This window comes from Baekduia sp., from assembly GCF_035685985.1.
Classification (GTDB): domain Bacteria; phylum Actinomycetota; class Thermoleophilia; order Solirubrobacterales; family Solirubrobacteraceae; genus Baekduia.
Map to the genome: position 1 here is coordinate 270218 of NZ_DASRZV010000028.1, position 24619 is coordinate 294836.

Consider the following 24619-nt stretch of genomic DNA (forward strand, 5'->3'; position numbering starts at 1 on the left):
GAGCTGAGCCGTGCCGCTGGATCCCATCAACCCGATCGGTCCGCGGCCCGCCGCCCGTCCCGGTCAGATCCCCGGCGTCCGCCGGGTCGATCCCGCGACCGACCGCCGCGAGGGCGACGGCCCGCCGTCGCGGCAGCGCAAGCGCAAGCCGCCGACGCCGCAGCTCCCGCCGCCGCCCGACGACGGGCGCCCGCACATCGACGTCCGCGTGTAGACCGACAGGCGTCCATCGGACACTGGACGCTCCTCAAGACGGTCTGACGGGCCGCCGACTACCGGCCTAGAAGCAAGCAGCGACAAGGAGTCGCTGTGGGACCCCAAACAACGTCATCAAGGAGATCGACGCATGTCCCTTCGCATCACCCACAACGTCGAGGCCATGAACAGCTACAACGCGCTGTCCAAGACCTCGTCGGCCATCTCGAAGTCGATGCAGCGCCTGTCCTCGGGCTACCGCATCAACAGCGCCTCCGACGACGCGGCGGGCCTGGGCATCTCCGAGTCGATGCGCTCGCAGATCCGCGGCCTGGCGCAGGCGCAGAAGAACATCCAGGACGGCTCCTCCATGATCCAGACGGCGGAGGGCAACCTGGACGAGGTCCACTCGATGTTGCAGCGTGTCCGTGAGCTGGCCGTGCAGTACAAGAACGGCTCGCTCGACGACAACGCCCGCACGTCGATCCAGAACGAGGTCAACCAGCTGGCGTCCGAGATCAGCCGCATCGGCGACTCGGCGTCCTTCAACGGCATCAACCTGCTGAACACCACGAACACGGTGTCCTTCCAGGTCGGCGCCAACGACGGCCAGACGATCGCCGTCAGCCTCGTGAACCTCGCCACCGAGGTCGGCACGTCGTACTCGTCGCTGTCGACGAGCGGCACCTCCGACATCTCGGAGATCGACACGGCGATCCAGAACGTGTCGACCGCCCGTGCGACGTTCGGTGCCGTGCAGAACCGCCTCGACCACTCGCTGTCGGTCGCTTCGTCCTACGCGGAGAACCTGACGGCGGCCGAGTCCCGGATCCGCGACGTGGACATGGCGGACGAGATGGTGGCCCTGACCAAGAACCAGATCCTCTCGCAGGCCGGCACCGCGATGTTGTCGCAGGCCAACCAGGCCCCGCAGAGCGTTCTGCGCCTTCTGGGCTAACGCACCTAGCTCCGCGAAGAACATTCGTTGGGTCCCTTGATCTGACGCACGAACGGAGGGGCGGTCCACACGGGCCGCCCCTTCGTCGTTCGTCTCGTCAGGCTCCCGACGGGCCGCGTTGAAGGAAACGCGAAGCCCGCCGATCACGGTGGGGAATGAGCGTCGAGAACGTCATGGCGAGGATCGCCGAGCTGCACCAGGGTCTGGTGCCGCCGTCGACGCTCGCCCCGACGACCACCGGCGGCACGCAGTTCGCCTCGCTGCTCAGCGACCAGACCGCGTCGGCGACCGCCACGCTGGATCCGTCGGCGACCGCGGCCACGGCGACGACCGCCGCCACCGGCGCCACCGCCGCGACCGGCACGGCGCAGACCGCCGGGCAGCGCGCGCTCGCGTTCGCCGAGCAGGAGGTCGGGCAGGCCGAGCAGCCGCCGGGCTCCAACGACTCGCCGCGCATCGCCGAGTACCGGACCGCCACCGCCGGCTCGGGCATCGGGCCGTGGTGCGCGTACTTCGTCTCGTGGGCGGCCAAGCAGGCCGGCGCGCCGCTGGGCGAGGCCGGCCAGGGCTTCGGCTCGGTGTCGGCCGTCGCGTCCTGGGCGCAGCGCACCGGCCGCTGGAACCCCGCCGCCTCCGGGCAGCCGCCGCAGGCCGGCGACCTCATCGTCTGGGGCGGTCAGCACATCGGGATCGTCGAGTCCGTCGACGCCGACGGCAAGATCCACACCGTGGAGGGCAACTCCTCCAACATGGTGACCCGCCGCACGCACGACGCCTCCGGCGATGGCGCGACCGGCTACGTCCGCCTGGGCTAGCCGACCTCAAGTCGCTACGACATCCGTCGATCCAACGGGATGGAATGTCTCCCTCCCCCCGCGTGACGCTGGGTGTCGCGACGTACGCGCGCGACACGTACCTCCACGAGGCCGTCGCCTCCTGCCTGGCCCAGGACTACGAGGACCTCGAGGTCCTGGTCGTCGTCGACGGGTCGGTCAACCCCCGGATCGACGAGGTCCTGGCGACGTTCGACGACCCGCGCCTGCGCGTCGTGCGCCACGAGGTCAACCGCGGCATCGCCGAGGCCTACAACACGATCGTGCGCGAGGGGCGCGGCGAGCTGATCGCCATGCTCGGCGACGACGACGTCTGCTGCCCGGACCGCATCTCGCGCTCGGTGGCGGTCTTCGACGCGCACCCCGACACGGGCGTCGTGCACGGCGGGGCGACGATCATCGACGGCGACGGCCGCGAGCACGGGCAGCTCGGCGCGCCCGCCCTCTCCGGCAGCGCGCTGTTCTCGATGCTGTGGCGCGATCACAACTACCTGCTCGACCCCACGCGCATGGTCCATCGCCGCGTCTACGACGCGTGCGGCGGCTACCACCGCGACTGGACGCTCGCGCAGGACTTCCACTTCTGGGTGCGCGCGGCCGCGCGCTTCCCGTTCCGCGCCGTCGAGGGCGCGCCGCTGATCCGGCTGCGCCGCCACGAGGAGAACTTCTCCCACGCCGACAACCATCACCTGGAGGTCGACCAGGTCGAGGGCGCGCTGTGGGAGTCGCTGGAGCGCGAGCCGCTGGCGGCGATCGTCCCCGAGGTCGACTGGGACCTGCTGCATCCGCTGGAGGCCGAGCGCCAGGCGCTGGAGCTGCTGGCGGGGATCCTGGAGCGCCGCACGCTGCCGCTGCCGGGGATGGCCGCGCGCGTCCGCGCCCGCGCCGCCGCGCTGGCGCCCGCGCCGGAGCCCGCGCGGACCAAGGGCAAGCTCCTGATGACGGCCTTCGGCTGGAACGACTCCGGCGGCGGCACGATGCTCCCGCGCTTCGCGGCGCGCGAGCTGGTCAACCGCGGCTGGGACGTCACGGTCTTCTACGCGGCGGTCGAGCCCGACCCGTCCGGCGTGCCGTACGCGATCAGCGAGCGCGACGACGCGGGCGTCCGGCTGATCGGCGTCCACAACCGCCCGCACGGCCTGCTCGACCACGGCCACCCCGAGCGCGAGCTGGACGACGCGCCGATCACCGCGGCGTTCGCCGACGTGATGGACCGGGTCCGGCCCGACGTCGTGCACTTCCACAACCTGCACAACCTCGGCGCGGCGCTGCTGGACGTGGCGGCCGCGCGGGGCGTGCCGTCGTACTTCACCACCCACAACTACTGGTTGGTCTGCCCGCGCGCCTACCTGCTGCGCGGCGACAACTCGCTGTGCGGCGGCCCCGGCGACGCCGGGGCGGACTGCGCGACGTGCCTCGGCGGCGCGGCCGCGGGGCAGGGCGACGCCTACGCCGCGCGGCTGGCGTCGATCCGCGACAGCTTCTCGCGCTCGATCACCGCCTGCCTGGCGGTGAGCCACGGCGTGCGCCGCACGCTCGTCGACCAGGGCTACCCGGCCGACGCGCTCGACGTCGTCCGCCAGTCGGTGCCCGCCGAGGAGCGCGCGTGGGAGCTGGTCGGCCGCGACCGCGTTCCGGGTCGTGTGCGTTCCGACGCGCTGACCGTCGGCTTCTTCGGGTCGGTCTACGCGCACAAGGGCGCCCAGCTGCTGGTCGCCGCCGCGCAGCGGGCCGACGCGCCGGTGCGGATCCAGATCCACGGCGAGGTGTCGCCCGCGATGGCGCGCAACCTCCGCGCGCTGGACCGGCGCGGCGTGGTGGAGGTCGTCGGGAGGTTCGCGCCCTCCGAGCTGCCGGACCGCCTGGCGCGGGTCGACGTGGCCGCGCTGCCGTCGCTGTGGTGGGACTGCGCGCCGCTGATGGCCGCCGAGTGCCTGGCGGGCCGCGTCCCGCTGCTGGCTCCGCGGATGGGCGGGCTGGCCGAGGCGATCCGCGAGGGCGTCGACGGCCTCGGGTTCGACGGCGGCGACGCCGACGGCCTGGCACGGGCGATCGAGCGGCTGGCCCACGAGGACGGGTTGTTGGAGTCCCTGCAGGCGGGGATCGAGGCGCCGCGCGGCTTCGGGTCCTACGTCGACGAGCTGGAGCGGTACTACGGCGGCGAGCGCCCGTCGCGCGTCGGCGAGGAGCCCGCGGCCGCGGTCGCCTGGGTCGGCGAGCACGACGCGCCGACGTCGCTGGCGCGGATCAACCGCCGCGTGGTCGGGGAGCTGGCCGCCGACGCGTCGGTCGTCGCGCACGCCGTCGCCACCGACCGCCCGGACCGCGCGCCGGTGCCGCTGCCGCACGCCGCCGACGTCGAGGTGCGCCACCAGTGGCCGCCGGACTTCACGCCGCCGCGCTCGGGCCACCTCGCGCTGATCCAGCCGTGGGAGTTCGGGTCGGTGCCCACCGCCTGGGTGGACCCGCTGAACACCGTGGTCGACGAGCTGTGGGTGCCCTCGGCGTTCGTGCGCGACATGTACGTGTCGAACGGCGTGGACGCCGACCGCGTGCACGTCGTGCCCAACGGCGTCGACCTGGAGGCCTACGCGCCCGCGGGGCCGACGCTCGCCGACCTGCCCGCGGCGCGCGGCACGCGCTTCCTGTTCGTCGGCGGCGCGATCGGCCGCAAGGGCATCGACGTGCTGCTGTCGGCCTGGCGCGAGGCGTTCCCGGCGGGCCGCGAGGACGTCGAGCTGGTCGTCAAGGACTTCGGCGCCGACGGCGTCTACCGCGGTGGCGACCGCTCCGAGCTGGAGCGCCTGGCCGCCGAGGACGGGCGCGTCACGCACCTCACGCGCACGCTGACCGATGACGAGGTCGCGGCGCTCTACCGCGCCGCGGACGTGCTCGTGCACCCCTACCGCGGCGAGGGCTTCGCGATGCCGGTGCTGGAGGCGATGGCCTGCGGCCGGCCGGCGATCGTCACCGCGGGCGGGCCGACCGACGAGTTCTGCCCCGAGGAGGCGGGCTGGCGGATCCCGTCGCGCCGGGCCCTGATCCCGGGGCGCGAGATCAGCGGGATGCCGCTGGCGGGCGACGGCTGGATGCTCGAGCCCGACCGCGACGCGCTGGTCGCCCTGCTGCGCGCGGCCGCCGACGCGGGCCCGGACGAGCGCGCCCGGCGCGGCGCGGCCGCCCGCGCGGCCGCCGAGCGCCACGGGTGGGACGCGGTCGCCGCGGCCTACGCGCGCCGGATCGCGGCCGTGCGGGAGCGCGCGCCGCGGATCGCCCGGACGCCGGCGGTCGACGTCGGCCTCGGCGAGCGCGTGACCGGCAAGCGCCTGCTGGCGATCCCGGCCTACCGCGGCAGCGACCGCCTCGCCGACCTGCTCGCCGCCTGGGCGACCGCCGCGCCGAGCGGCACGCCCGGGACGCTCGTGCTCGTCGCCGACCCCGCCCGCGACGGCGCGCCCGAGGACGTCGAGGGCCACATCGTCGCCGCGGCCGCCGCGGCGGGCGTCGACCTCGACGCCTGCGCCGACATCGAGGTCCGCTTCCTGCACGCCACGCCGGGCCGCGACGCCGCGCTGCACGCCGCCGTCGACGGCTTCGCGACGCTCCACGGCGCCTCGGCCGGCCACGCCCGCCGCGCCCGCGCCGCGGGCAAGCCGGTCGTCGAGCCCGACGCGGCGTCGGTCGCCGCGTTCCTGTCGGCGACCGACCGCTCCCACGCGCTCGCGACCGCCTAGGCCTCAGGGACCTTTTCTGTCCTTCGAGTCGCGCTGCAGGGCGGCCAGGCGCTGGGCGATCGCGGCCCAGCCCGGCGACCGCGCGGCGACCGCTCCGGTGTCGTAGTCGATCGTCACCAGCCCGGCGGCGTCGAGCACGTGCAGGTGCTCCATCAGCTCCGGCTCGGCGACGCCCAGCGCGGCGGCGAGGTCGGCGGGCTCGCGCTTGCCGGCCTCCAGCGCGACCAGCGCGGCGAGGCGCAGCGGATGCGCGAGAGCGTGCAGGACCTCGGCGGAGAGCGGCTCGTCCACGAGAGGCGACTGTAAAGGATCTGCTGAACAGTTACGACAGATCTTTCGCGTTCGAGCGCCGGAGGCCGTATGGTCGGACCTCCTGCGCATGCTCGAAGAGACCTTCCTTCTCGCCGCCGTCGGCCATCCCGTCCGCCTCCAGGCGCTCGTCCTGTTCGAGCGCACGCCGTCCTCGGCGCGCGAGCTCGGAGAGCTCGTCGGGCTGTCGCCGAGCGCCGCGCTCTACCACGTCCGCAAGCTCGCCGACGCCGGTCTGGTCGAGCCGCACGAGATCCGCCGCCGGCGCGCGTTCGAGGAACGCGTGTGGCGGACGACCACGAACGGATGGGGGAAGCTGGAGCGCCTGCTGCGCGCCGCCGTGCCACCCGGACAGCGGGTCTGAATCGGCCGATATCCCGCCGATTCGGCGCAGAGGTGACCAGGGCGGCGATCCTGTCGGCCTCCGGCCGATTCTGTCCTCTCTACGGTCGCGTGCTCGGTGCTCGAGCAGGCGGAGATCCGGCGGCGCATCCGGGCGGCGATGGCCCTCGCGGACATCAGCTCATGGGACGAGCTGGCGCGCCGCGTGCCGCTCAGCCGCTCCACGGTCAAGGACCTCGGAACGTCCCGCGGCCGCGCCGAGGAGACCCACCTGCGCGTGATCGCCGCGGCCTGCGACGTGCCCTACGCGTGGTTCACCGTGCCCGACCTGCGCGCCGCCGTCGCGCGCGAGGACGACGAGCCGTCGCTGGCCGAGCGCGTCGAGGCCCTGGAGGGGCGCGTCGACGCGATGACCAAGCAGCTCAGCGCACAGGGAAGCTGAGGCCCAGGCTCGGGACCGTCGCGGTCCCGGTGTCGGTCGTCGTGCCGATCCGCCGCGCGCCCGGGTGGCGGGCGGCGAGGATCGCGGTCGCGGCGTCCGCGTCGGCCTCGGGCACGACGGCGACGAAGCCGCAGCCCATGTTGAAGACCTCCCACATCTCGGCCACGGAGACCTCGCCGAGCTTCTGGATCAGCCCGAAGACCGGCGGAACCGGCAGCGGGTCGGAGATCTCGAAGCCGGCGCCCAGGCGCAGGAGGTTGTTCAGGCCGCCGCCGGTGACGTGCGCCAGGCCGCGGACGTCGACCTCGGAGCGCAGCAGGTCGAGCACCGCGCGGACGTAGATGACCGTCGGCTCCAGGAGCGCGTCGGCGACCGAGGCGCCCTGAAGCTCGGCGGGCTTGGCGTCCAGGCCCAGCGGCTCCAGCACGCGGCGGGCCAGCGTGTAGCCGTTGGAGTGCAGGCCCGAGGACGGCACGCCGATGACCGCGTCGCCGGGCGCGATACGGTCGCCGAGGACGAGGTCCTTGATCGCGACCGTGCCGATCGCGGTCGCGCAGAGGTCGAAGCCGTGCGGCGACGGGTGGCCCTTGATGAGCTCGGGCAGCACGGCCAGCTCGCCGCCGGGGACCTCGCAGCCCGAGGCCTCGGCGCCGACCTTCAGCCCGACGGCGATGCGCGCCAGGCGCCCGGCGTCGACCTCCTCGACCGCGAGGTAGTCGACCAGCGCGATCGGCTCGGCGCCGACGCAGATCAGGTCGTTGACGTTCATCGCCACGCAGTCGATGCCGACGGTCTCCAGCCGGTCGGCCCGCTCGGCGACGACGAGCTTGGAGCCGACGCCGTCGGTGGCGATCGCGATCCCGAGGTCGTCGGTGACGCGCAGCACCGACGCGTAGTGGCCGCTGGGCACGACCGACCGCGACGGGCTGCCGGTCTCGATCGTCCTCAGGACCGAGACCAGCGCGCCGACGCCCTCGTCGGCCTGGTCGGTGTCCACGCCCGCGGCGGCGTATGCGTCACTCATCGCGCTGATCGTCGCACAGCCAGACCGGCCAGCACGATCCGCTCGGCCGCCCACGGCGCCAGCGCCGTGACGCGGCGCAGCGGCGCGGCGGCGAGCGTGGAGGCGAACGCCGCGGCGACGCCGGCGGCGAACGGCGCGCGCAGCGCGGGCGGGGGAGGGGACTGGGCGAGGCGGACGCCCTTGAGCAGCGTCGCTCCGGCGACGACCGGCAGGCCGGCGGTGCGCGCGAGCGCGAAGGACGCGTCGCGCGAGAAGCCGCGCGTGCGGGCGGCCGCGAGCGTCAGGCCGAGGCGGGAGACGCCGGGCCACAGCGCGCACGCCTGCGCGACGCCGAGCGCCAGCGCGTCGCGCGTCGTGGCGGACTCGGCCGGCCGCGACCCGCGGTCGCGCCGGTCGGCGACGAGCATCGCCAACGAGCCGGCGACCAGCCCGGCCGCCGTCGCGCGGGTCCCGCCGAGCCGCCGCTCGATCGGCCGCTCCAGCGTCAGCCCGACCACGGCGCCGGGCAGAGTCGTCGCGAGCGCGAAGCGCGGCGACGGCCACGGCACGATCAGCGCCAGCCCGCCCAGCGTGCCCGCGTGCAGCATCACCTCGAAGGCCTTCTCCAGCTCGGGCGGCAGCGTCCGCCATCCGAGCAGCCGGGGGACGAGCGCGACGTGCGCCGACGAGGACACCGGCAGCAGCTCGGCCGGCCCGTGCAGGGCCCCGAGCGCCACCGCCTGGACGAGGCTCAGCTCACGCGACATCGGTCGCGGCGACCCGCCGCGCCCGGCGGCGCTGCCACCACTTGGCGCCGAAGTAGCCGATCGCCAGGACGATGATCGCCGCCACGCCGTAGTCGACGTAGTGCAGGCGGTCCTTCCACTCGGTCCAGTTGTCGCGCGCGGCCTTGCCGACGAGCGTCAGCATCAGGATCCACGGCACGCAGCCGGCGAACGTCGCGGCGCTGAAGCGCCAGAACGGCATCCGCGCCGCGCCCGCGGGCAGCGAGATGAACGTGCGCACGATCGGCAGCATGCGGCTGAAGAACACGGCCCAGATGCCCCAGCGCTCGAACCAGCGCTCGGTCAGCGCCAGCTGCTCGGGCTTGACGTGGAAGATCTTGTGGCGCTCCAGCAGCTCGGTGCGCCCGTAGTAGCCGATCGCGTAGGCGATCCAGGACCCGATCAGGTTGGCCACCGAGCCGACCAGGACCGCCGCCACGAGCGAGTACTTGCCCTCGCTGACGTTGAAGCCCGCGAACAGCATCGTGGCCTCGGACGGGATCGGGATGCAGGCGCTCTCGGGCACCATCAGCAGGAAGATCCCGGGCAGGCCGAGGTCGCCGACGACGTTCGTGGCGAACTCGGCGAGCTTGTCGGTGACCGAGGCCAGGATCAGGGCGGCGATGAGCATGCGACGGCAGAGGCTAGAGGACCGGCCTTACGATGACCTGAACGCTCAAGCCGCCCGTCACAGGGCCGATCACGAGGGCGTGGACGCTCCCTCTCCGGCCCTCGCGGCCGCGCGTCGGCTCGCCCGTCGCGCGGCGTGCCCCATCGTGCCCGTGGACGACGCGCTGCCCGCCGGGCACGACGGCGCCGTCCTGCTCGTCGACGCCGAGCCGTCCGACGACCTCCTGGCCGCGCTGGCCGACGCGCTCCCGCGCGTCGAGGCGCTCGTGCTCTGGGTCCCCGGCTGGGACGTGGCGACCGCCGCCGACGCGCTCGCCCGCCACGGCTTCGAGCACGGCTCGGTCAGCGGCGTCGACATGCCCACGCCCGGCGTCCTGTCGGTCCTGACGACCGCCGAGGCGCGGGCGGAGGCCCACGCCGCGGCGCTGGCCGAGCGCGAGCGCGACTTCCGCGCGCTGGCGATCATGCCCGCCTACAACGAGGGCGACGTGATCGGCGCCGCGATCGGCGCGCTGGTCGCCGAGGGCGTCGACGTCTACCTCCTGGACCATCGCTCCACCGACGACACGGTCGCGGCCGCCCGGCCGTGGCTGGGCCGCGGCCTGGTCCGCGTCGAGCGCTTCCCCGACGAGTCGGGCCCCGGCTTCGACGAGCGCAACGCCCACGAGATGGTCTGGCGCGACATCCTGCGCCGCGTCGAGCAGGTCAGCGGCGAGGTCGAGGCCGACTGGTACCTGTTCGTCAACGCCGACGAGTTCCGCGAGGCCCCGTGGCCCGGCGTCACGCTCGGCGACGGGCTGCGCGAGGTCGACGAGCTCGGCTACAGCGCGGTGAACTTTGAGCTGGTCAACTTCCGCCCGACGGCCGAGGATCGCTTCGTGCCCGGCACCGACGTGCGCGACGCGCTGCGCTTCTACGAGGAGCCCGGCGCCTACGACCTGCTGCAGGTCAAGGCCTGGAAGCGCCATCCCGGCGGCCCGGTCAACCTCGCCCACCACGGCGGCCACGACGTCCTCTTCGAGGGCAAGCGCGTCTTCCCGGTGCCGTTCCTCCTGCGCCACTACCCGATCCGCTCCGCCGAGCACGGCCGCCGCAAGGTCATCGCCGAGCGCCTCGGGCGCTTTGCCGCCGAGGAGCGCGCCGGCGGCTGGCACGTCCAGTACGACCACTACGGCGACGACAGCGACTACCTGCACGACCGCGCGGACCTGACCGAGTGGAACGGCGACGCCTTCCGCGCCGCGGTCCTCGCGCGCACCACCCGCCAGCTGACCCTCCTGGCGACCGCCGCCGGTCGCGACCTGGGCGCCGACGAGGCGACCGTCGAGGGCCTGGGCGGCTGGCTGGAGCGCCGCGGCCACGGCCCGACCGGCGGGCCGGAGATCGCGCGCCTGCAGCAGCACATGCTCTCCCGCGTCCCGGGCGGCCCCGACCTGGAGGCCGCCGCGAGCGACCTCGGCCGGGTCGTCGAGGCCCAGGCCCGCGTGCGCGGCCAGATGGAGGCCGTCCGCACGCTCGGCGAGGCCTCCGACGCGCGCCGCGCCGCCGCCTAGGGACCACGTCCGATGCCGACCGCGACCGACCTCGCCGCCGAGCTGGACGCCGTCGAGGCGGCGTTCGGCGCCGAGCCGCTGCCGGAGACCGCGCGGCGCCTCCAGGCGCTCGCGCCGCGCATGGAGGACGCCGACGGCCCGATGCGGGCGCGGTGGCTGGTGGACCTGGGCGTGGTGGCGCACGGCAGCGGGGAGCCCGCCTCGGCGTTGAGCCACATGGAGGCGGCGCTCGTCGCCGATCCGACCTGCCTGGACGCGATCGAGAACCTCGCGGAGATCGCGGGCGCCCACGGCGACCCGCGCCAGGCGCTCGGGGCGCGCCTCCGGGCCGCGGGCCTGCGGCGCGACGACGCCGACCGCTGGCTCGCCGTGGCCGTCGCCGCCAACGCGTGCGGCGAGTGGCCGCTGGCGCGCCGGGCCGCCGACCGCGTGCGCGCCGTCGACCCGGAGCGCGCCGGCCTGGCGGTGCTGGACGTCGAGCTGGCGATGCGGCCGAGCGAGCGGCCCGTCCCGCGGCGTCGCGGTCGGCTGATGATCGCCGTCGAGCACTTCTTCCCGTCCAGCGGCGGCTCCGAGCGCCTGGCCGAGGACGCGGGCGTCGCGCTGCGCGAGCTCGGCTGGGAGGTGGCCGTCGTGACCGGGCGCCATCCCGACCGCGTGTCCTGCCGGCACCGCGGCCTCGCGATCCTCGAGGTCGGCCACAAGCGCGAGGCGACGGACTTCGCGGCGCTCGTCGAGCAGCACGCGCCGGACGCGATCCTCTCGTTCGCCGGCCCGCTGGCCTGGCCGATCATGGCGCCGCTGGTGCTCCCGCACCCGCGGCCGCGCGCGGTCGTCGTCCCGTGCGTCAACCGCGACTGGGACGCGACGCTGCGGCGGACGCCGATGCTCCTGCGCCGCTACCACGCGCTGCTCGCCGGCGCCGGCGCGGTCGGGCACTCCTCGCTGCACAGCTACGACGCCCGCATGGCGGCCGAGCTGGACCTGCCGCCCACCTACGTGCCCAACGCGGTCATCGCCGCCGACCCCGACCCGTCGGTCCTGGGCCGCGTCGGCCTCGCGCCGGGCGATCCGTTCCTGCTCGTCGTCGGCAACATGTGGCCCGAGAAGAACCACGTCGGCCTGCTCGAGCACCTCGCGCGCCACGACGACGACGTCCCGCTCGTCCACGTCGGCACGCCGTCGCTGCTGCACCCGGGGCTGGCGGAGGAGATCTCCGCCGCCGCCGGGCGCGACCCGCGCGTGCGCCTCTTCGGCGCCGGCTCGCGGGAGGAGGTCGCCGGCCTGATGCGCGGCGCGAGCGCGCTGCTGCTGCCCTCGCTGGCCGAGGCGACGCCGCTGGTCGTGCTGGAGGCCATGAGCCATGGCCTGCCGTGGATCGCGACCCCGCACTGCGGCGCCGTGCACGAGCACGCCGGCGGTCGCATCGTCGACCTCGACGCCTTCCTGCCGACCGTCCGCGAGCTGCTGGCCGACGAGCCGGCGCGCCGCGCGCTCGGCGAGGCCGGCCGCGCGCACTGGTCGGCCTGCTACACGTGGGACGCGATCGCGCCGCGCTACGACGCGCTGCTGCGCGGCGAGTCCGAGCTGCCGCCGCTGGTCGCGCCCGAGCCGGCGACGCCGGCCGTCGCCGCCGCCTGAGCCGTCAGGCCGCCGCGCGCAGCAGCGGCCGGGCGCCCGCCCGGAAGCGCGTCAGCTCGTCGGCGACGTGCTCCAGGTGCGCCTCGCCGAGGCCCGGGTAGCAGCCGACCCAGAACGTGTTCGCCGCGACCAGGTCGGTGCGGTCCAGCGTCCCGACGACGCGGTGCTCGACGTCGGCGTAGGCCGGCTGGCGCAGCAGGTTGCCGGCGAACAGCAGGCGCGTGGCGATGCCCGCGGCCTCGAGGTGGTCGACCAGCGCCCGGCGGCCGAAGCCCGCGTCGGGCCGGACGGTGACCGCGAAGCCGAACCAGGACGGATCCGAGCCGGGCGTCGGCTCGGGCAGGATCAGGACGTCCTCGAGGTCGGCCAGCGCGTCGCGCAGGTACGCGTGGTTGGCGCGACGGGCGGCGACGAACTCGTCCAGGCGCGCCAGCTGCGCGTGGCCCACGGCCGCCTGCATGTCGGTGGCCTTGAGGTTGTAGCCCAGGTGCGAGTAGACGTACTTGTGGTCGTAGCCCTCGGGCAGCGAGCCGAAGCGCTGCGAGAAGCGCTTGCCGCACGTGTTGTCGCAGCCCGGGTCGCACCAGCAGTCGCGGCCCCAGTCGCGGACGATCTCGACGATCCGCTTCATGATCCCGCGGTTGGCGAGCACCGCGCCGCCCTCGCCCGTGGTGATGTGGTGGGCGGGGTAGAACGACAGCGTCGCCAGCTCGCCGAACGTCCCGACCGGCCGGCCGTCGTAGGTCGCTCCGAGCGCGTCGCAGCAGTCCTCGATGAGCATCAGGCCGTGCCGGCGGCAGAGGTCGGTGACCGCGCCGAGGTCGAACGGGTTGCCGAGCGTGTGGGCGATGACGACCGCGCGGGTCCTGTCGGAGACCGCGGCCTCCAGCAGCGCCGGGTCGATGTTGTAGGTCGGCAGCTCCACGTCGACGAAGACCGGGACCAGCCCGTTCTGGACCAGCGGGTTGACGGTCGTCGGGAAGCCCGCGGCGACCGTGATGACCTCGTCGCCCGGCTGCAGCGCGCGCTCGCCGAGCATCGGCGAGGTCAGCGCGGTCACCGCCGCGAGGTTGGCCGACGAGCCGGAGTTGACCATCAGCGCGTGGCGCAGCCCGGCCTTGCGGGCCAGCTCGCGCTCGAAGCGCTTGGTCTCCGGACCGGACGTCAGCCAGAAGTCGAGGCTCGTGCGGACCAGCTCGACGACCTCCTCGGGCCCGAAGACCTTGCCGGAGACCGGGACCGACGGGTTCGCGGGGTCGAACGCCGGTCGCTGGTGGCGCTCGGCGGCGTACTCGGCCACGAGCGCGAGGATCTGATCGGCGGAGGGAGCCATACCCACGCAATCGGTCCCGCGCGTGAGGGACTTGAGGCGCGGGCGGCGGCCTGACACGGGGTAAAGGCCGGTGGACGATCGTCCGATCACCGGAGCGATGACCCCTTCACGCGGCCCCAAGGTCGTGCTGCTGTGCGGCGGCCTGGGCACACGCATGCGCGAGGAGACCGAGTACCGCCCCAAGCCGATGGTCGAGGTGGGCGGTCGGCCCCTGCTGTGGCACATCATGAAGCTCTACGGGGCCCACGGGCTGACCGACTTCGTCTGCTGCCTGGGCTACCGCGGCTCGACGATCAAGCAGTACTTCCTCGACTACCACGCGATGCGCAGCGACCTCACGGTCTCGCTGGCCTCCGGCGAGGTCGAGTACGCCACGCGCGAGGTGGAGGACTGGAACGTCTCGCTGGTCGACACCGGCGAGCAGGCGATGACCGGCGCTCGCGTCAAGCGCGTCGCCCACCACCTCCAGGACGACGACGTGTTCCTCTGCACCTACGGCGACGGCCTCGCCGACGTCGACCTCCAGGCGCTGCTGGCCTTCCACCGCTCGCACGGCCGCCTGGCGACGGTCACCGGGGTGCAGCCGCCGTCGCGCTTCGGCGAGCTGGCGCTCGACGGCACGTCGGTCTCCCGCTTCGCCGAGAAGCCGACGGGCCAGGGCCTGATCTCCGGCGGCTTCTTCGTCTTCGACCGCGCCGTGCTCGACCGCCTGTCGGCCGACGACGGCTGCGTCCTGGAGCGCGACCCCCTGGAGTCGCTGGCCGCCGACGGCGAGCTGCAGGTCTACCGCCACGACGGCTTCTGGCAGTGCGCCGACACGGTCCGCGACGTCGAGGGCCTGCGCGCCCTCTGGGACGCCGGTGACGCGCCGTGGCGCGTCTGGGAGGACCGCGCCGACGACGTCGCGCCCGCGCCGGCACCGCGGCGCCGCGCCGGCGACGCCGTCGACGCGCTGCTGCGGTCCGCGGCGCGATGACGCCCGCGTCCGCCCCCGCCCGGGTCTGCGTGGCGCTGCCGGTCCGCGACGGCCGCGCCTACTTCGCCCAGGCGATCGAGAGCGTGCTGGCGCAGGCCGACGTCGACGTCGAGGTGCGGGTGCTCGACAACGGCTCGACCGACGGCTCGCTGGAGCTCGCGCGCGAGTACGCGGCCCGCGACCCGCGGGTGATCGCCGCCGCCAACCCCTTCGACCTGACCTACTACGGCAGCCTGAACCGCGCCCTGGCCGAGACCGGGTGCGAGTTCTTCGTGCCGTTCGCGTCCGACGACGTCATGTACCCGGGCAACCTGGCCTGCAAGGTGCACGCGCTGCGGGCGACCGGCGCCGCCCTGGCCAGCTCGACCGCCGACCAGATCGCCCCGGACGGCACGCCGCTGGGCACGGTCTGCCCCGACCACTCCACGACCGCGCGCCTGACGCTGGCGCCGGGCTTCTTCCGCCGGCTGATCCCCGCGAACTTCATCTCCTGCCAGTCGGTCGTCGTCCGCACCGACGCGCTGCGCGCCGTCGGCGGCTTCGACGTCCGCTCCTACTACGCCGCCGACTGGCTGGCGTGGCTGCGCCTGTCGCTGCGCCACGCCTTCGCCACGCTGCCCGAGCCGCTGATCGCCAACCGCATGCACGCGGCGACGATCACCCACTCGGGGTCGATGGCCGGGCTCAACGGGCGCGACGTGCCCGCGACGCTGGAGCACGCCTTCGGCGACGAGCGCCTCCCCGACGCGTGGCGCCCGCTGCGCGACACGATGGTGTCGATCTCCTACCAGATCGTCGCCACGTCGCTGCACGAGGCGGGCATCCGCCGCGTCGCCGACGGCTGGGCCTCCTACACCGCGCTGCTGCGCGCGCTGGCCCGCACGCCGGGGGACCACGGCCTGCGCGAACGCCTGCAGGCCCTCATGGCCGAGTCCGGCCTGGCGCCGGCGAGCGTCCCGCTGGAGGTCGTGGGCGACGCGCCGCGCGACGCCGGCGAGGCCGCGGCGCTGGCCGCGGCGCTGGCGGAGCTGCGCCCGCTGACCGGCCGCGTGCTGCTGGCCGTGGACGACGACGACGCGCGGGAGGCCGCGAACCTCCTGGAGCCGTGGCGCGGCGACGCGCTGCCCGAGGTCGTCCTGGCGACCGGCGAGACCACCGCGGCGCTGCTGCGCCCGGGCCGACTGGCGCTGGCGCGCTGGGGCGACGAGCTGGTCGCGCGCGCCGAGGACGCGGGCGTGCCGGTCTTCCCCTACGCGATGCCCGATCCCTTCGCCGCGGCGCCCGACCCGGCGCGCTTCGAGACGCTGGACCCGGCCGCCGCCCTGGCCGCCTAGCGCGCAGGAGGTCGGCGGCGCGCCGCCGAAGAGCACGCCGTGGCCGACGAGAGACGGGTCCTGCTGATCACCGGCGCCGGGAGCGGCATCGGCGCGGCGACGGCGCGTCGCGCGGTCGCCGACGGGCTGCGCGTGGTCCTGGCGGGGCGCACGGCGAGCACGCTGGAGGCGCTGGCCGACGAGCTGGGCGGTCCCGAGCGCGCGGCGACGGTCGTCGCCGACGTGCGCGAGTGGGAGGGCAACGTCGCGGCGGTCGACGCGGCGGTGAGCCGCTTCGGACGGCTGGACGTCGCGTTCGCCAACGCGGGCGTGCACGGCGCGCCGGGCTGGACGGCCGACACGCCCGAGCATTGGCGCGACATGGTCCTCACCAACGTGCTCGGCCCGGCGCTGACGCTGCGCGCGGCGCTGCCCGCGCTGATCGAGGCGCGCGGTCACGCGGTCGTCATGTCCTCGGCGGCCGGGCGCCGCGTCCTGCCGAGCCTCTACTCGGTCACGCGCTGGGCGACCGCGGCGATGGGGGAGGCCGTGCGCCAGGACGTCGGCGGCAGCGGCGTGCGGGTGACGGTCGTCGAGCCCGGCGGCGTCAACACGCCGCTGTGGGACGAGGTCAACCCGGGACGCCTGGAGGCCGACGACGTCGCGCGGGCCGTGATGTACGCGATCTCCCAGCCGCCGCACGTCGACGTCAACGAGGTGCTGATCCGCCCGGCGGGCGCGCCGTAGCGCTCAGAGCGACGCGCGCCGCGCCGCGAGGCACGCGGTGGCGTCCGCGGCGGCGACCGCGTCCCGGGTGGCGTCGCCGCAGAGCGTGATCCACAGCTCCGACGGCTCGCCCTGGGCCTCCTCGCGGCTCTTGGCCAGCAGGACCGGCGGCTCCGCGTCGGGCGCGACCGCGCGCAGCAGCGCGGCGATGAAGCCGCCGACCGCCTGCTCGTAGCCGGGATCGGTGGCGAAGACCAGCTCGGCCGGGTCGTCCGGGCCGAACAGGCGGCAGAACGTGGCCAGCACGGGGAGGATGGCGCCGTGCGTCGCGGCATCGGACCAGTCGCCGTCGAGCACCGCGCGGTAGACGGCGGGCGCGGCCACGGGCGACGGGTGCGGCGAGGACACCATGACCCTTGAGTCGGCGCCGGGCGGGCGGCCTTGAGCGGGCTAGGCTCTGGCCCGATGCCGGTTCCCCTCTTCGACCCCGTCTCGCCCCGGGCGCCGCTGCGCGCCGACCTCCGCGCCGCGGTCCACCGCGTGCTCGACGGCGGGGCGTTCGTGCTGGGGCCGGAGGTCGAGGCCTTCGAGACCGAGTTCGCCGCCTACCTGGGCGCCGGGCACGCGGTCGGCGTCGCCAACGGGACCGAGGCGATCACGATCGCGCTGCGCGCGCTGGGCGTCGGTCCGGGCGACGAGGTCGTCGTGCCGTCGTTCACGTTCTGGGCCTCGGCCGAGGCGATCCCGCCGACCGGCGCGACGCCGGTCTTCTGCGACGTCGACCCGGACACGATGTGCGTCACCGCCGAGACCGTGCAGGCCGCGCTGACGCCGAAGACCAAGGCGGTCGTCGTCGTCCACCTGTTCGGCAACGTCGCGCCGGTGAAGGAGATCGAGGCGCTCGGCGTGCCGGTGCTGGAGGACGCCGCGCAGGCGGCGGGCTCGGTCGGCGCCGACGGCCGCCCCGGCGCGGTGGGCACGATCGCGACGTTCAGCTTCTACCCCTCCAAGAACCTCGGCGCGTTCGGCGACGGCGGCGCGATCACCACCGGCGACGCCGCGCTGGCCGAGCGCGTCCGCACGCTGCGCTTCCACGGCTCGGCCGACAAGGTCGACTACGTCGACATCGGCTACAACAGCCGGCTCGACGAGCTGCAGGCCGCGATCCTGCGCGTGCAGCTCCCGCGCCTCGACGCCTGGGCCGCCGCCCGCGCCGCCGCCGGCGACCGCTACGCCGCCGCGCTGGACGGCGTCGTCGACCTGCCGCGCGCCACGCCCGGCACCCGCGCCGCCTGGCACCTCTACGTGATCCGTCACGCCGCCGCCGACCGCCTGCACACGGCGCTGGAGGCGGCCGGCATCGGCGCGCGCCCCTACTACCGCACGCCGGTCCACGAGCAGCCGCCGATGCGCCAGTGGGCCCCCTCGCGCCCGCTGCCCGGGACCGCCGAGGCCGCCCGCACGCACCTCGCGATCCCGATCGGCGCGGCGCTGACCGCGGCGCAGACCGACGAGGTCTCGACCGCGATCCAGCGCGCGCTGGTCGCGGCCTAGTGTCGTGATTCATTCATTCGGTCGCAGCATTCCGGGATGCTCGGCCCCGTCAGCCGAACGCGGCGATCTGCGACCGCGTCAGCGCGAGCACGTCGTCGCCCGCGCGGTGCGCGCGGTACCAGTCGGCGGTCGCGCGCAGGCCCTCGGCGAGGCCCCAGGCGGGCGACCAGCCCAGCGTCGTGCGCGCCAGCGACGAGTCGAGCTTCAGCCAGTGCGCCTCGTGGGGGTGGGGGCCGTCGTCGATCTCGCTGTGGACGGCGAGCTGCTCCACCAGCCACCCGACCGGGCGGACGTCGTCGTCGGCCGGACCGAAGTTGTAGGCCTTGGCCAGCGCGCGGTCGGCCCAGATGCGCTCGGCGAGGACCAGGTACCCCGACAACGGGTTGAGCACGTGCTGCCAGGGGCGGATCGCGTGCGGGTTGCGGATGCGGACCGCCTCGCCCGCGGCGACCGCGCGGTAGATGTCGGGCACCAGGCGGTCCTCGCCCCAGTCGCCGCCGCCGATCACGTTGCCCGCGCGGGCGCTGGCGATCGCCGCCGTGCCGTCCGCGGAGAAGAACGACGAGCGGTAGGCCGCGGTGGCCAGCTCCGCCGCGCCCTTGGACGACGAGTACGGGTCGTGGCCGCCCAGCGGCTCGTCCTCGCGGTAGCCCCACGGCCACTCGCGGTTGTCATACACCTTGTCGGTCGTGACGACCACGCCCGCGCGCACCGACCCGGCGCGGCGGATCGCGTCCAGCACGTGGACCGTCCCCATCACGTTGGTCGCGTAGGTCTCGGCCGGCTCCAGGTACGAGCGCCGCACCATCGGCTGCGCGGCGAGGTGGAAGACGACCTCGGGCTCCGCGGCCTCCACGACCTCGGCCACCCGCGCCGCGTCGCGCACGTCGCCCCCGTGGTGCTCGATCAGCGCGCCCACCCCGGCGGCCTCCCACAGCGACGGCTCGGTCGGCACGCCGTTCGCCAAGCCGCTCACCCGCGCGCCCAGCTCCACCAGCCACAGCGCCAGCCACGCGCCCTTGAAGCCGGTGTCGCCGGTCACCAGCACGCGCCGGCCGGACCAGAAGGCGGGATCGGGAAGAGCGCTCATCAGCGCGCGACGCTAGCGTCCCCGGCCGGTGCGCGCCTGGTTCGACCTCACCAACTCCCCGCACGTCCTCGTGCTGCGCCCGCTGATCGAGGCGCTGCGGGCCGACGGCCACGAGGTGGCGGTCACCGCGCGCGACTTCGCGCAGACCGTCGCGCTCGCGCGGCGCCATGGCCTCGACGCCGAGGTCATCGGCCGCCACCGCGGCGCCAAGCTCGGCGCCAAGGCGATCGGCCTGGCCGACCGCAGCGCGGCGCTGGTCAAGTACGCGCGCGGGCGGAGGTTCGACGTCGCCATCGGCCACGGCTCCAACGACGTCACGGTCGCCGCCGCGCTGCTGCGGATCCCGCGCAGCACGATGTTCGACTACGAGTTCGCGACCGTCCAGCACACGGTCAACTGCCGGCTGGGCAACGCGGTCGTCGTCCCCGACGCGATCCCGCCGGAGCGCCTCTACCGCTACGGCGCCAAGGGCAAGATCCAGGCCTACGCGGGGCTCAAGGAGGAGTACTACCTCTCCGACTTCGCGCCCGATCCCGAGGTCCTCGACGAGCTCGGGCTCGACCCCGCCCAGCCGATCGCGGTCGTCCGCACGCCGCCGAGCGTCAGCCTCTACCACCGCTTCGAGAACGACCTCTTCGGCGCGGTCCTGCTGCGCCTGCGCGAGCAGGCCCAGACCGTCGTCCTGCCGCGCGTGGCCGACCAGCGCGCCGAGCTTCAGCGCGCGGGCGGCTTCATCGTCCCCGAGCGCGCGATCGACGCGCAGTCGCTGATCGCCCACGCCGACCTCGTGGTCTCCGCCGGCGGCACGATGAACCGCGAGGCCGTCGCGCTCGGCACGCCGGTCCACACGACCTTCGAGGGCCGCCTCGGCGCCGTCGACGAGCGCCTCATCCGCGAGGGCCGCCTGCACAAGCTGACCTCCGCCGACGAGGTCGTCGTCACCAAGCGCACGAGCGCCGACGGCACGGTCGCCGACGACCGGATCCGACGCGACCCGCGCGACCTGCTCGCGCTGGCGCTGTCGCCGCTGGGCGCCCCGCGCTAGGCGGCCTGCGGCCCGCGCCGCATCGCCGGGCGCTGCGCGATCAGCTCGACGCGCTTGGCGATCGCCAGCGCCGCCTCCTGGACGGCGATGGCCTGGCCGATGCCGACCTCGGGCGCGGTCCGGCGCTCGGCGTAGCGCAGGAACGCGGCGGCCTGGGCGACCGCGGCGTCGACGTAGGGCAGCTCGATGCGCTGGACGACCGCCTCGTGGCGGCCGGTCGTCGAGGTCGTGCGCTGCGCCTCGATCGTGCGCGTGCCCAGGTCGGCGGTGATCTCGGCCTGGGTGGTCGTCACCCACAGGCGCCGGACGTGCCCGCCGCCGGCGCGCGAGGCGACCAGCGAGGCGACGAGGTCGTCCTCCATCACCAGCAGCGCCTGCGCGTGGTCGATCGGCCCGCCGCGGCGCATGCGGCGCCCGGCGGCCTGGGTGGCGGCGATCGGCTCGCCGCTCAGCGCCAGGACGAACTGCAGGTCCTGGGCCATCAGCGCGTGGACGACGTCCAGCTCCGGCGCCGGCCCGCCGCTGACCGCGGGGTCCAGCCGGTCGGCGTGGACGCTGACCAGCGCCTGGTCGGCGACCAGCGCGCGCAGCTCGCGGATCGTCGGGTCGAAGTGCTCGTCGAAGGCGACCATCGCGACCGGGCGCCGCGGGGCGCGGACGATCGCGCTCAGCAGCCCGTGCGCCAGCTCGACCGTGGCGGCCAGCGGCGGCTCGATCAGCACGTCCAGGCCCGCCTCCAGCGCGGCGCGGGCCAGGCGCGGGCGGTACTCGACCGCGCCGGCGACGATCGCGACGTGCGCCTCCTGGAACGCCGGCTCCAGCGCCTCCTGCCACGGGATCCCCAGCGTCATCGCCAGCTGCTTGGCGGCGTCGGGGTCGGGGTCGTAGACGCCCGCGAGCAGGCAGCGATCGGCCAACGCGCGGAATGCCCGCGCGTGACGCTCGCCGGCCGGGCCGGCACCGAGCACGATCGCTCTCACCATCTCCCCTCGGTGATCGGAACGAGTTCCTGCGGCTTGAGGCCGGGATGGCGCCTACAATGCCCCGGATGCGCCGGCGCCTTCGCTCGGCTGCGCTTCCGCTGCACCGCCATTCTCTGCCTCAGCTCGGCATCGACGCGGTGCTGGCTGCGCTGGCCTACCTCCTCGCCTACCGTCTCCGCTTCGACGCCGGGATCCCGACGGACTACGGCGACCTGCTGTCGGCCACGCTGCCCTACGTCGTCGCGGCGAGCCTGCTGGTCTTCACGCTCTTCGGGCTCTACGACAAGTTCTGGCGCTACGCCGGTCAGCGCGACTACGTCTCGATCGTCCAGGCCGTCATCGTCGCGACGCTGTTCGTCCCGGCGTTCAACGCGCTCTTTCACCCGGTCTCCGTCCCGTCCGGCCGCGGCGAGACGACGCTCAGCGTCCCGACCGGCGTGCTCGTCACGTTCTTCCTGCTCACGCTGGTCTTCGTGGGTGGCTCGCGCTTCATCGCCCGCACGGTCTACGAGCGCCCGCTGAGCGGCTTCAAGCCGCGCCCGGGCGCCCGCCGCGTGCTGATCGTCGGCGCCGGCGACGGCGGCCGCCTCGTGCTGCGCGAGATCGTCCGCAACCCGGACCTCGGCCTCAGCCCGGTCGGCTTCGTCGACGACGACCCGACCAAGCACCGCATGCGGATCGACGGCGTCCGCGTCCTGGGCCGGACCGACGAGCTGACGCGGATCCTCGACGAGGCCGAGCCCGACGAGGTCACGATCGCGATCCCCTCGGCGCCGGGCTCGCTGCGCGGCCGCGTCGTCTCGGCCTGCCGCGCGCGCGGGATCGCGGTCCGCACGCTGCCGACGGTCTTCGAGCTGCTGCAGACCGGCGGCGCGGTCGGCAGCTTCGTGCGCCAGGCGCGCCCGGTGGAGATCGAGGACATCCTCGGCCGCGAGCCGGTCCGGATGGAGCTGGACCGCGTCGGGCGCTACCTCGAGGGCGAGGTCGTCCTGGTGACCGGCGCCGGCGGGTCGATCGGCTCCGAGCTCTGCCGCCAGATCTCACGCGTCGCGCCGCGCAAGCTGATCCTGCTCGACCACGCCGAGGACAACCTCTTCCGCATCCAGCGCGAGCTGGAGGACGAGCGCCACGTGCACCCGTCCGCGATGGCCGTCGTGCTCGCCGACTGCAAGGAGGGCGAGCGGATGCGCGAGGTGTTCGCCGAGCACCGCCCGACGGTCGTCTTCCACGCCGCCGCCTACAAGCACGTGGGCCTGATGGAGCTGAACCCGGTCGAGGCTGTGCGCAACAACGCGATCGCGACGCGGCTGATGGCGCGCGTGGCGGGCGAGCACGGCGTCGCGCGCTTCGTGCTGGTCTCCACCGACAAGGCCGTGACGCCCGCGACCGTGATGGGCGCGTCCAAGGCGCTGGCCGAGTACGCCGTCGAGGCCGCGCAGGACCGCTGGCCCAAGACGCGCTTCGCGATCGTCCGCTTCGGCAACGTCCTGGGCTCCAGCGGCTCGGTCGTCCCGATCTTCCGCCGGCAGATCGCGCTCGGCGGCCCGCTGACCGTCACCGACCGGCGCATGACGCGCTACTTCATGACGATCCCGGAGGCCGTCCAGCTCGTCATCCGCGCGGGCTCGCTGGGCACCGGCGGCGAGATCTTCGTGCTGGAGATGGGCGAGCCGGTCTCGATCTGGAACCTGGCCGAGACGATGATCGAGCTGTCGGGCCTGCGTCCCGGCGAGGACATCGTCATCGAGGAGGTCGGGCGCCGCCCGGGCGAGAAGCTCGACGAGGAGCTGTTCAACCCCTACGAGCTCACGCAGCCCACGCCCGCCGAGAAGATCCTGCGCGCCGAGCGCGATCGCCTGGATCCCCGAACGGTCGAGACCATGTTCGACGAGGTCGCGCTGCTCGTGCTGGAGGGCGACGCGGCGGCGCTCGCGGCCAAGGTGTCCGCGCTGTCCGAGCTGCGGGGAATCGACTCCCACCCACCCAGCGGCGGATCGGGCCAGGTCGTTCTCTAGCATGGCGCCCTGCATGTCGTCGATCCTGGCCTTCTCGGTCTCCGACAAGATCGAGCAGTACGGGGCGTACGCCGGCTTCGCGTCGGTGCTCGGCCTCGCTGTTCTCTCCCTCCTCTACTTCGCCCAGGCACGCGAGGTCAAGCGCCTGCGCGAGTGGGCGGGACGGTCGCCCGAGCGCGCGGCCGAGCAGCAGGAGCGCGCGGTCGCGGCCGCGCAGCAGCAGCGCGTGGTCGCCCAGCCGCAGCGCCCGGGCCAGCCCGTGCCGGGCCAGCCGGGCCAGCCGGTGCGCCCCGCCGCCGCGACGCCCGCCGGCCAGGCCGCCGCCGCTCCTGCCGCCGCCGCTGCCGCCACCGCCGCGGGCGCGGCCGGCGCCGCCGCGGCCGCCGGGGCGACCGCCACGCAGCCGCCGCCCGCCGCCGGCGGCCAGCCGACGACCGCGATGCCCGCCGCCAACGGCGCCGCGGCCGCCGCGACGCCGCCCGCCGCGCGTCCCGGCCAGCCGCTGCGCGTCCCGGCGGGAGGCCCCGGGGGCGGCGCGCCCGGCTCCGGCGCCGCGCGCCTGCAGGAGCCCGAGGACGACGAGCCGCGCTCGCGCACGGGCCTGTTCGCCGCCGTCGGCGCGATCCTCGTCGTGCTGGTCGTCGGCGTCGTGCTGGTCACCGGCGTGCTCGGCGGCAGCGACGACAAGGGCACGCAGCCGACGACCACGGTCGGCGAGAACGGCGCGGCCTCCGGCGGCGCGTCCAAGTCGTCCACCAACAAGAAGAAGACGACGCCCGCGCCGTCGGCGCCCAAGCCCGGCACCTACGAGGTCGCCGTGCTCAACGGCACCACCGTCCCCGGCCTGGCCCGCGGCGTCGCCAACCGCCTGCAGAACAACAAGTACAAGATCGGCAACGTCACCAACGCGGCCACGCAGGACCGCTCGGCGACGCTCGTCGAGTTCGCTCCCGGCCATCGCGCCGACGCCGACCAGGTCGCCAAGGCGATCGACGTCGGCGCGGACGCGATCCAGCCGCTGTCGGCCGGCTCCAAGACGATCGCCGGCGACACCGCGACCGTGGTCGTGACCGTGGGGTCCGACCAGAACGTCTCGCCGCAGAGCAACGGCACGGCGACCGGCACGACCGGCACCACCGGCTGAGGCCGTCGCACCCCT

Annotated in this window: 23 protein-coding genes; 15 read left to right on the top strand and 8 right to left on the bottom strand. The window is 74.8% G+C overall.

All coding sequences use genetic code 11. The features are described from left to right. Positions 1-10 precede the first annotated feature (10 nt). The 4 genes from VFG42_RS19020 to VFG42_RS19035 all read left to right on the top strand — a co-directional run bounded on the left by VFG42_RS19020 (position 11) and on the right by VFG42_RS19035 (position 5720). The gene (locus VFG42_RS19020; RefSeq protein ID WP_324910352.1) at positions 11-214 is read left to right on the top strand and encodes a hypothetical protein; all 204 of its coding nucleotides are present in this window, start codon (positions 11-13) and stop codon (positions 212-214) included. 132 nt (positions 215-346) lie between these two features. After that, the gene (locus VFG42_RS19025; RefSeq protein WP_324910353.1) at positions 347-1153 is read left to right on the top strand and encodes a flagellin; all 807 of its coding nucleotides are present in this window, start codon (positions 347-349) and stop codon (positions 1151-1153) included. 155 nt (positions 1154-1308) lie between these two features. Then, positions 1309-1968 carry a CHAP domain-containing protein gene (locus VFG42_RS19030; protein ID WP_324910354.1) on the top strand — a complete coding sequence of 220 codons (660 nt, stop codon included), beginning with the start codon at positions 1309-1311 and terminating at the stop codon, positions 1966-1968. A gap of 62 nt (positions 1969-2030) precedes the next feature. Then, positions 2031-5720 carry a glycosyltransferase gene (locus VFG42_RS19035; protein ID WP_324910355.1) on the top strand — a complete coding sequence of 1230 codons (3690 nt, stop codon included), beginning with the start codon at positions 2031-2033 and terminating at the stop codon, positions 5718-5720. Between the two features lie 3 nt (positions 5721-5723). On the opposite strand, the gene VFG42_RS19040 is transcribed toward VFG42_RS19035, so the two are convergent. Continuing rightward, complete coding sequence (locus tag VFG42_RS19040; RefSeq protein WP_324910356.1) at positions 5724-6011, bottom strand: ArsR/SmtB family transcription factor; 288 nt, start codon at positions 6009-6011, stop codon at positions 5724-5726. An 88-nt stretch (positions 6012-6099) separates the two neighbouring features. Between VFG42_RS19040 and VFG42_RS19045 the strand changes: the two genes are divergently transcribed. Together VFG42_RS19045 and VFG42_RS19050 are read left to right on the top strand one after the other, a co-directional pair. Beyond that, entirely contained in the window at positions 6100-6393 is a 294-nt protein-coding gene (locus VFG42_RS19045) for a winged helix-turn-helix domain-containing protein (RefSeq protein ID WP_324910357.1), read from the top strand. A 96-nt stretch (positions 6394-6489) separates the two neighbouring features. Then, positions 6490-6813, top strand: a complete 324-nt coding sequence (locus VFG42_RS19050; protein ID WP_324910358.1) for a hypothetical protein — start codon at positions 6490-6492, stop codon at positions 6811-6813. On the opposite strand, the gene purM is transcribed toward VFG42_RS19050, so the two are convergent. The 3 genes from purM to VFG42_RS19065 are packed head-to-tail and all read right to left on the bottom strand — an operon-like array spanning position 6794 to position 9232. Then, entirely contained in the window at positions 6794-7837 is a 1044-nt protein-coding gene (gene purM / locus VFG42_RS19055) for a phosphoribosylformylglycinamidine cyclo-ligase (protein ID WP_324910359.1), read from the bottom strand. The genes VFG42_RS19050 and purM overlap by 20 nt on opposite strands. Then, positions 7834-8583, bottom strand: a complete 750-nt coding sequence (locus VFG42_RS19060) for an undecaprenyl-diphosphate phosphatase (RefSeq protein ID WP_324910360.1) — start codon at positions 8581-8583, stop codon at positions 7834-7836. Before VFG42_RS19060 ends, purM begins: the two co-directional genes overlap by 4 nt. Next, positions 8573-9232: a DedA family protein gene (locus VFG42_RS19065; protein ID WP_324910361.1), complete on the bottom strand. Its 660-nt coding sequence runs from the start codon at positions 9230-9232 to the stop codon at positions 8573-8575. The genes VFG42_RS19060 and VFG42_RS19065 overlap by 11 nt, the downstream gene beginning before the upstream one ends. A gap of 145 nt (positions 9233-9377) precedes the next feature. Here VFG42_RS19065 and VFG42_RS19070 point away from each other — a divergent pair, with 145 nt between their 5' ends. Next, positions 9378-10784, top strand: coding sequence for a hypothetical protein (locus VFG42_RS19070; RefSeq protein ID WP_324910362.1), 1407 nt, complete (start codon positions 9378-9380; stop codon positions 10782-10784). A gap of 12 nt (positions 10785-10796) precedes the next feature. Beyond that, on the top strand, positions 10797-12425 hold the full coding sequence (locus tag VFG42_RS19075) for a glycosyltransferase family 4 protein (protein ID WP_324910363.1): 1629 nt from the start codon (positions 10797-10799) through the stop codon (positions 12423-12425). A 4-nt stretch (positions 12426-12429) separates the two neighbouring features. On the opposite strand, the gene rfbH is transcribed toward VFG42_RS19075, so the two are convergent. Then, positions 12430-13758, bottom strand: coding sequence for a lipopolysaccharide biosynthesis protein RfbH (gene rfbH / locus VFG42_RS19080; RefSeq protein ID WP_324910365.1), 1329 nt, complete (start codon positions 13756-13758; stop codon positions 12430-12432). Positions 13759-13855: 97 nt separating this feature from the next. On the opposite strand from rfbH, the gene rfbF reads away from it, so the two are divergent. The 3 genes from rfbF to VFG42_RS19095 are packed head-to-tail and all read left to right on the top strand — an operon-like array spanning position 13856 to position 16794. Beyond that, positions 13856-14734 carry a glucose-1-phosphate cytidylyltransferase gene (gene rfbF, locus VFG42_RS19085; protein WP_324910366.1) on the top strand — a complete coding sequence of 293 codons (879 nt, stop codon included), beginning with the start codon at positions 13856-13858 and terminating at the stop codon, positions 14732-14734. Beyond that, the gene (locus tag VFG42_RS19090) at positions 14731-16068 is read left to right on the top strand and encodes a glycosyltransferase family 2 protein (RefSeq protein WP_324910367.1); all 1338 of its coding nucleotides are present in this window, start codon (positions 14731-14733) and stop codon (positions 16066-16068) included. Before rfbF ends, VFG42_RS19090 begins: the two co-directional genes overlap by 4 nt. A gap of 39 nt (positions 16069-16107) precedes the next feature. Continuing rightward, a complete protein-coding gene (locus VFG42_RS19095; protein ID WP_324910368.1) occupies positions 16108-16794 on the top strand; it encodes an SDR family oxidoreductase in 687 nt (228 codons plus the stop codon). Positions 16795-16797: 3 nt separating this feature from the next. Here VFG42_RS19095 and VFG42_RS19100 read toward each other — a convergent pair whose 3' ends face one another. Continuing rightward, on the bottom strand, positions 16798-17184 hold the full coding sequence (locus VFG42_RS19100) for a hypothetical protein (protein WP_324910369.1): 387 nt from the start codon (positions 17182-17184) through the stop codon (positions 16798-16800). A 54-nt stretch (positions 17185-17238) separates the two neighbouring features. On the opposite strand from VFG42_RS19100, the gene VFG42_RS19105 reads away from it, so the two are divergent. Continuing rightward, on the top strand, positions 17239-18327 hold the full coding sequence (locus tag VFG42_RS19105; RefSeq protein WP_324910370.1) for a DegT/DnrJ/EryC1/StrS family aminotransferase: 1089 nt from the start codon (positions 17239-17241) through the stop codon (positions 18325-18327). Between the two features lie 49 nt (positions 18328-18376). Here the strand turns inward: VFG42_RS19105 and rfbG are convergent, their stop codons facing one another. Continuing rightward, entirely contained in the window at positions 18377-19417 is a 1041-nt protein-coding gene (rfbG, locus tag VFG42_RS19110; RefSeq protein ID WP_324910371.1) for a CDP-glucose 4,6-dehydratase, read from the bottom strand. Positions 19418-19445: 28 nt separating this feature from the next. On the opposite strand from rfbG, the gene VFG42_RS19115 reads away from it, so the two are divergent. Beyond that, positions 19446-20462, top strand: a complete 1017-nt coding sequence (locus VFG42_RS19115) for a DUF354 domain-containing protein (RefSeq protein WP_324910372.1) — start codon at positions 19446-19448, stop codon at positions 20460-20462. Here VFG42_RS19115 and VFG42_RS19120 read toward each other — a convergent pair. Continuing rightward, positions 20459-21445: a Gfo/Idh/MocA family oxidoreductase gene (locus tag VFG42_RS19120; protein WP_324910373.1), complete on the bottom strand. Its 987-nt coding sequence runs from the start codon at positions 21443-21445 to the stop codon at positions 20459-20461. The genes VFG42_RS19115 and VFG42_RS19120 overlap by 4 nt on opposite strands. Positions 21446-21510: 65 nt before the next feature. On the opposite strand from VFG42_RS19120, the gene VFG42_RS19125 reads away from it, so the two are divergent. Beyond that, positions 21511-23460: a nucleoside-diphosphate sugar epimerase/dehydratase gene (locus tag VFG42_RS19125; protein WP_324910374.1), complete on the top strand. Its 1950-nt coding sequence runs from the start codon at positions 21511-21513 to the stop codon at positions 23458-23460. A gap of 13 nt (positions 23461-23473) precedes the next feature. Continuing rightward, the gene (locus VFG42_RS19130; RefSeq protein ID WP_324910375.1) at positions 23474-24604 is read left to right on the top strand and encodes a LytR C-terminal domain-containing protein; all 1131 of its coding nucleotides are present in this window, start codon (positions 23474-23476) and stop codon (positions 24602-24604) included. The last annotated feature ends 15 nt before the right edge of the window (positions 24605-24619 follow it).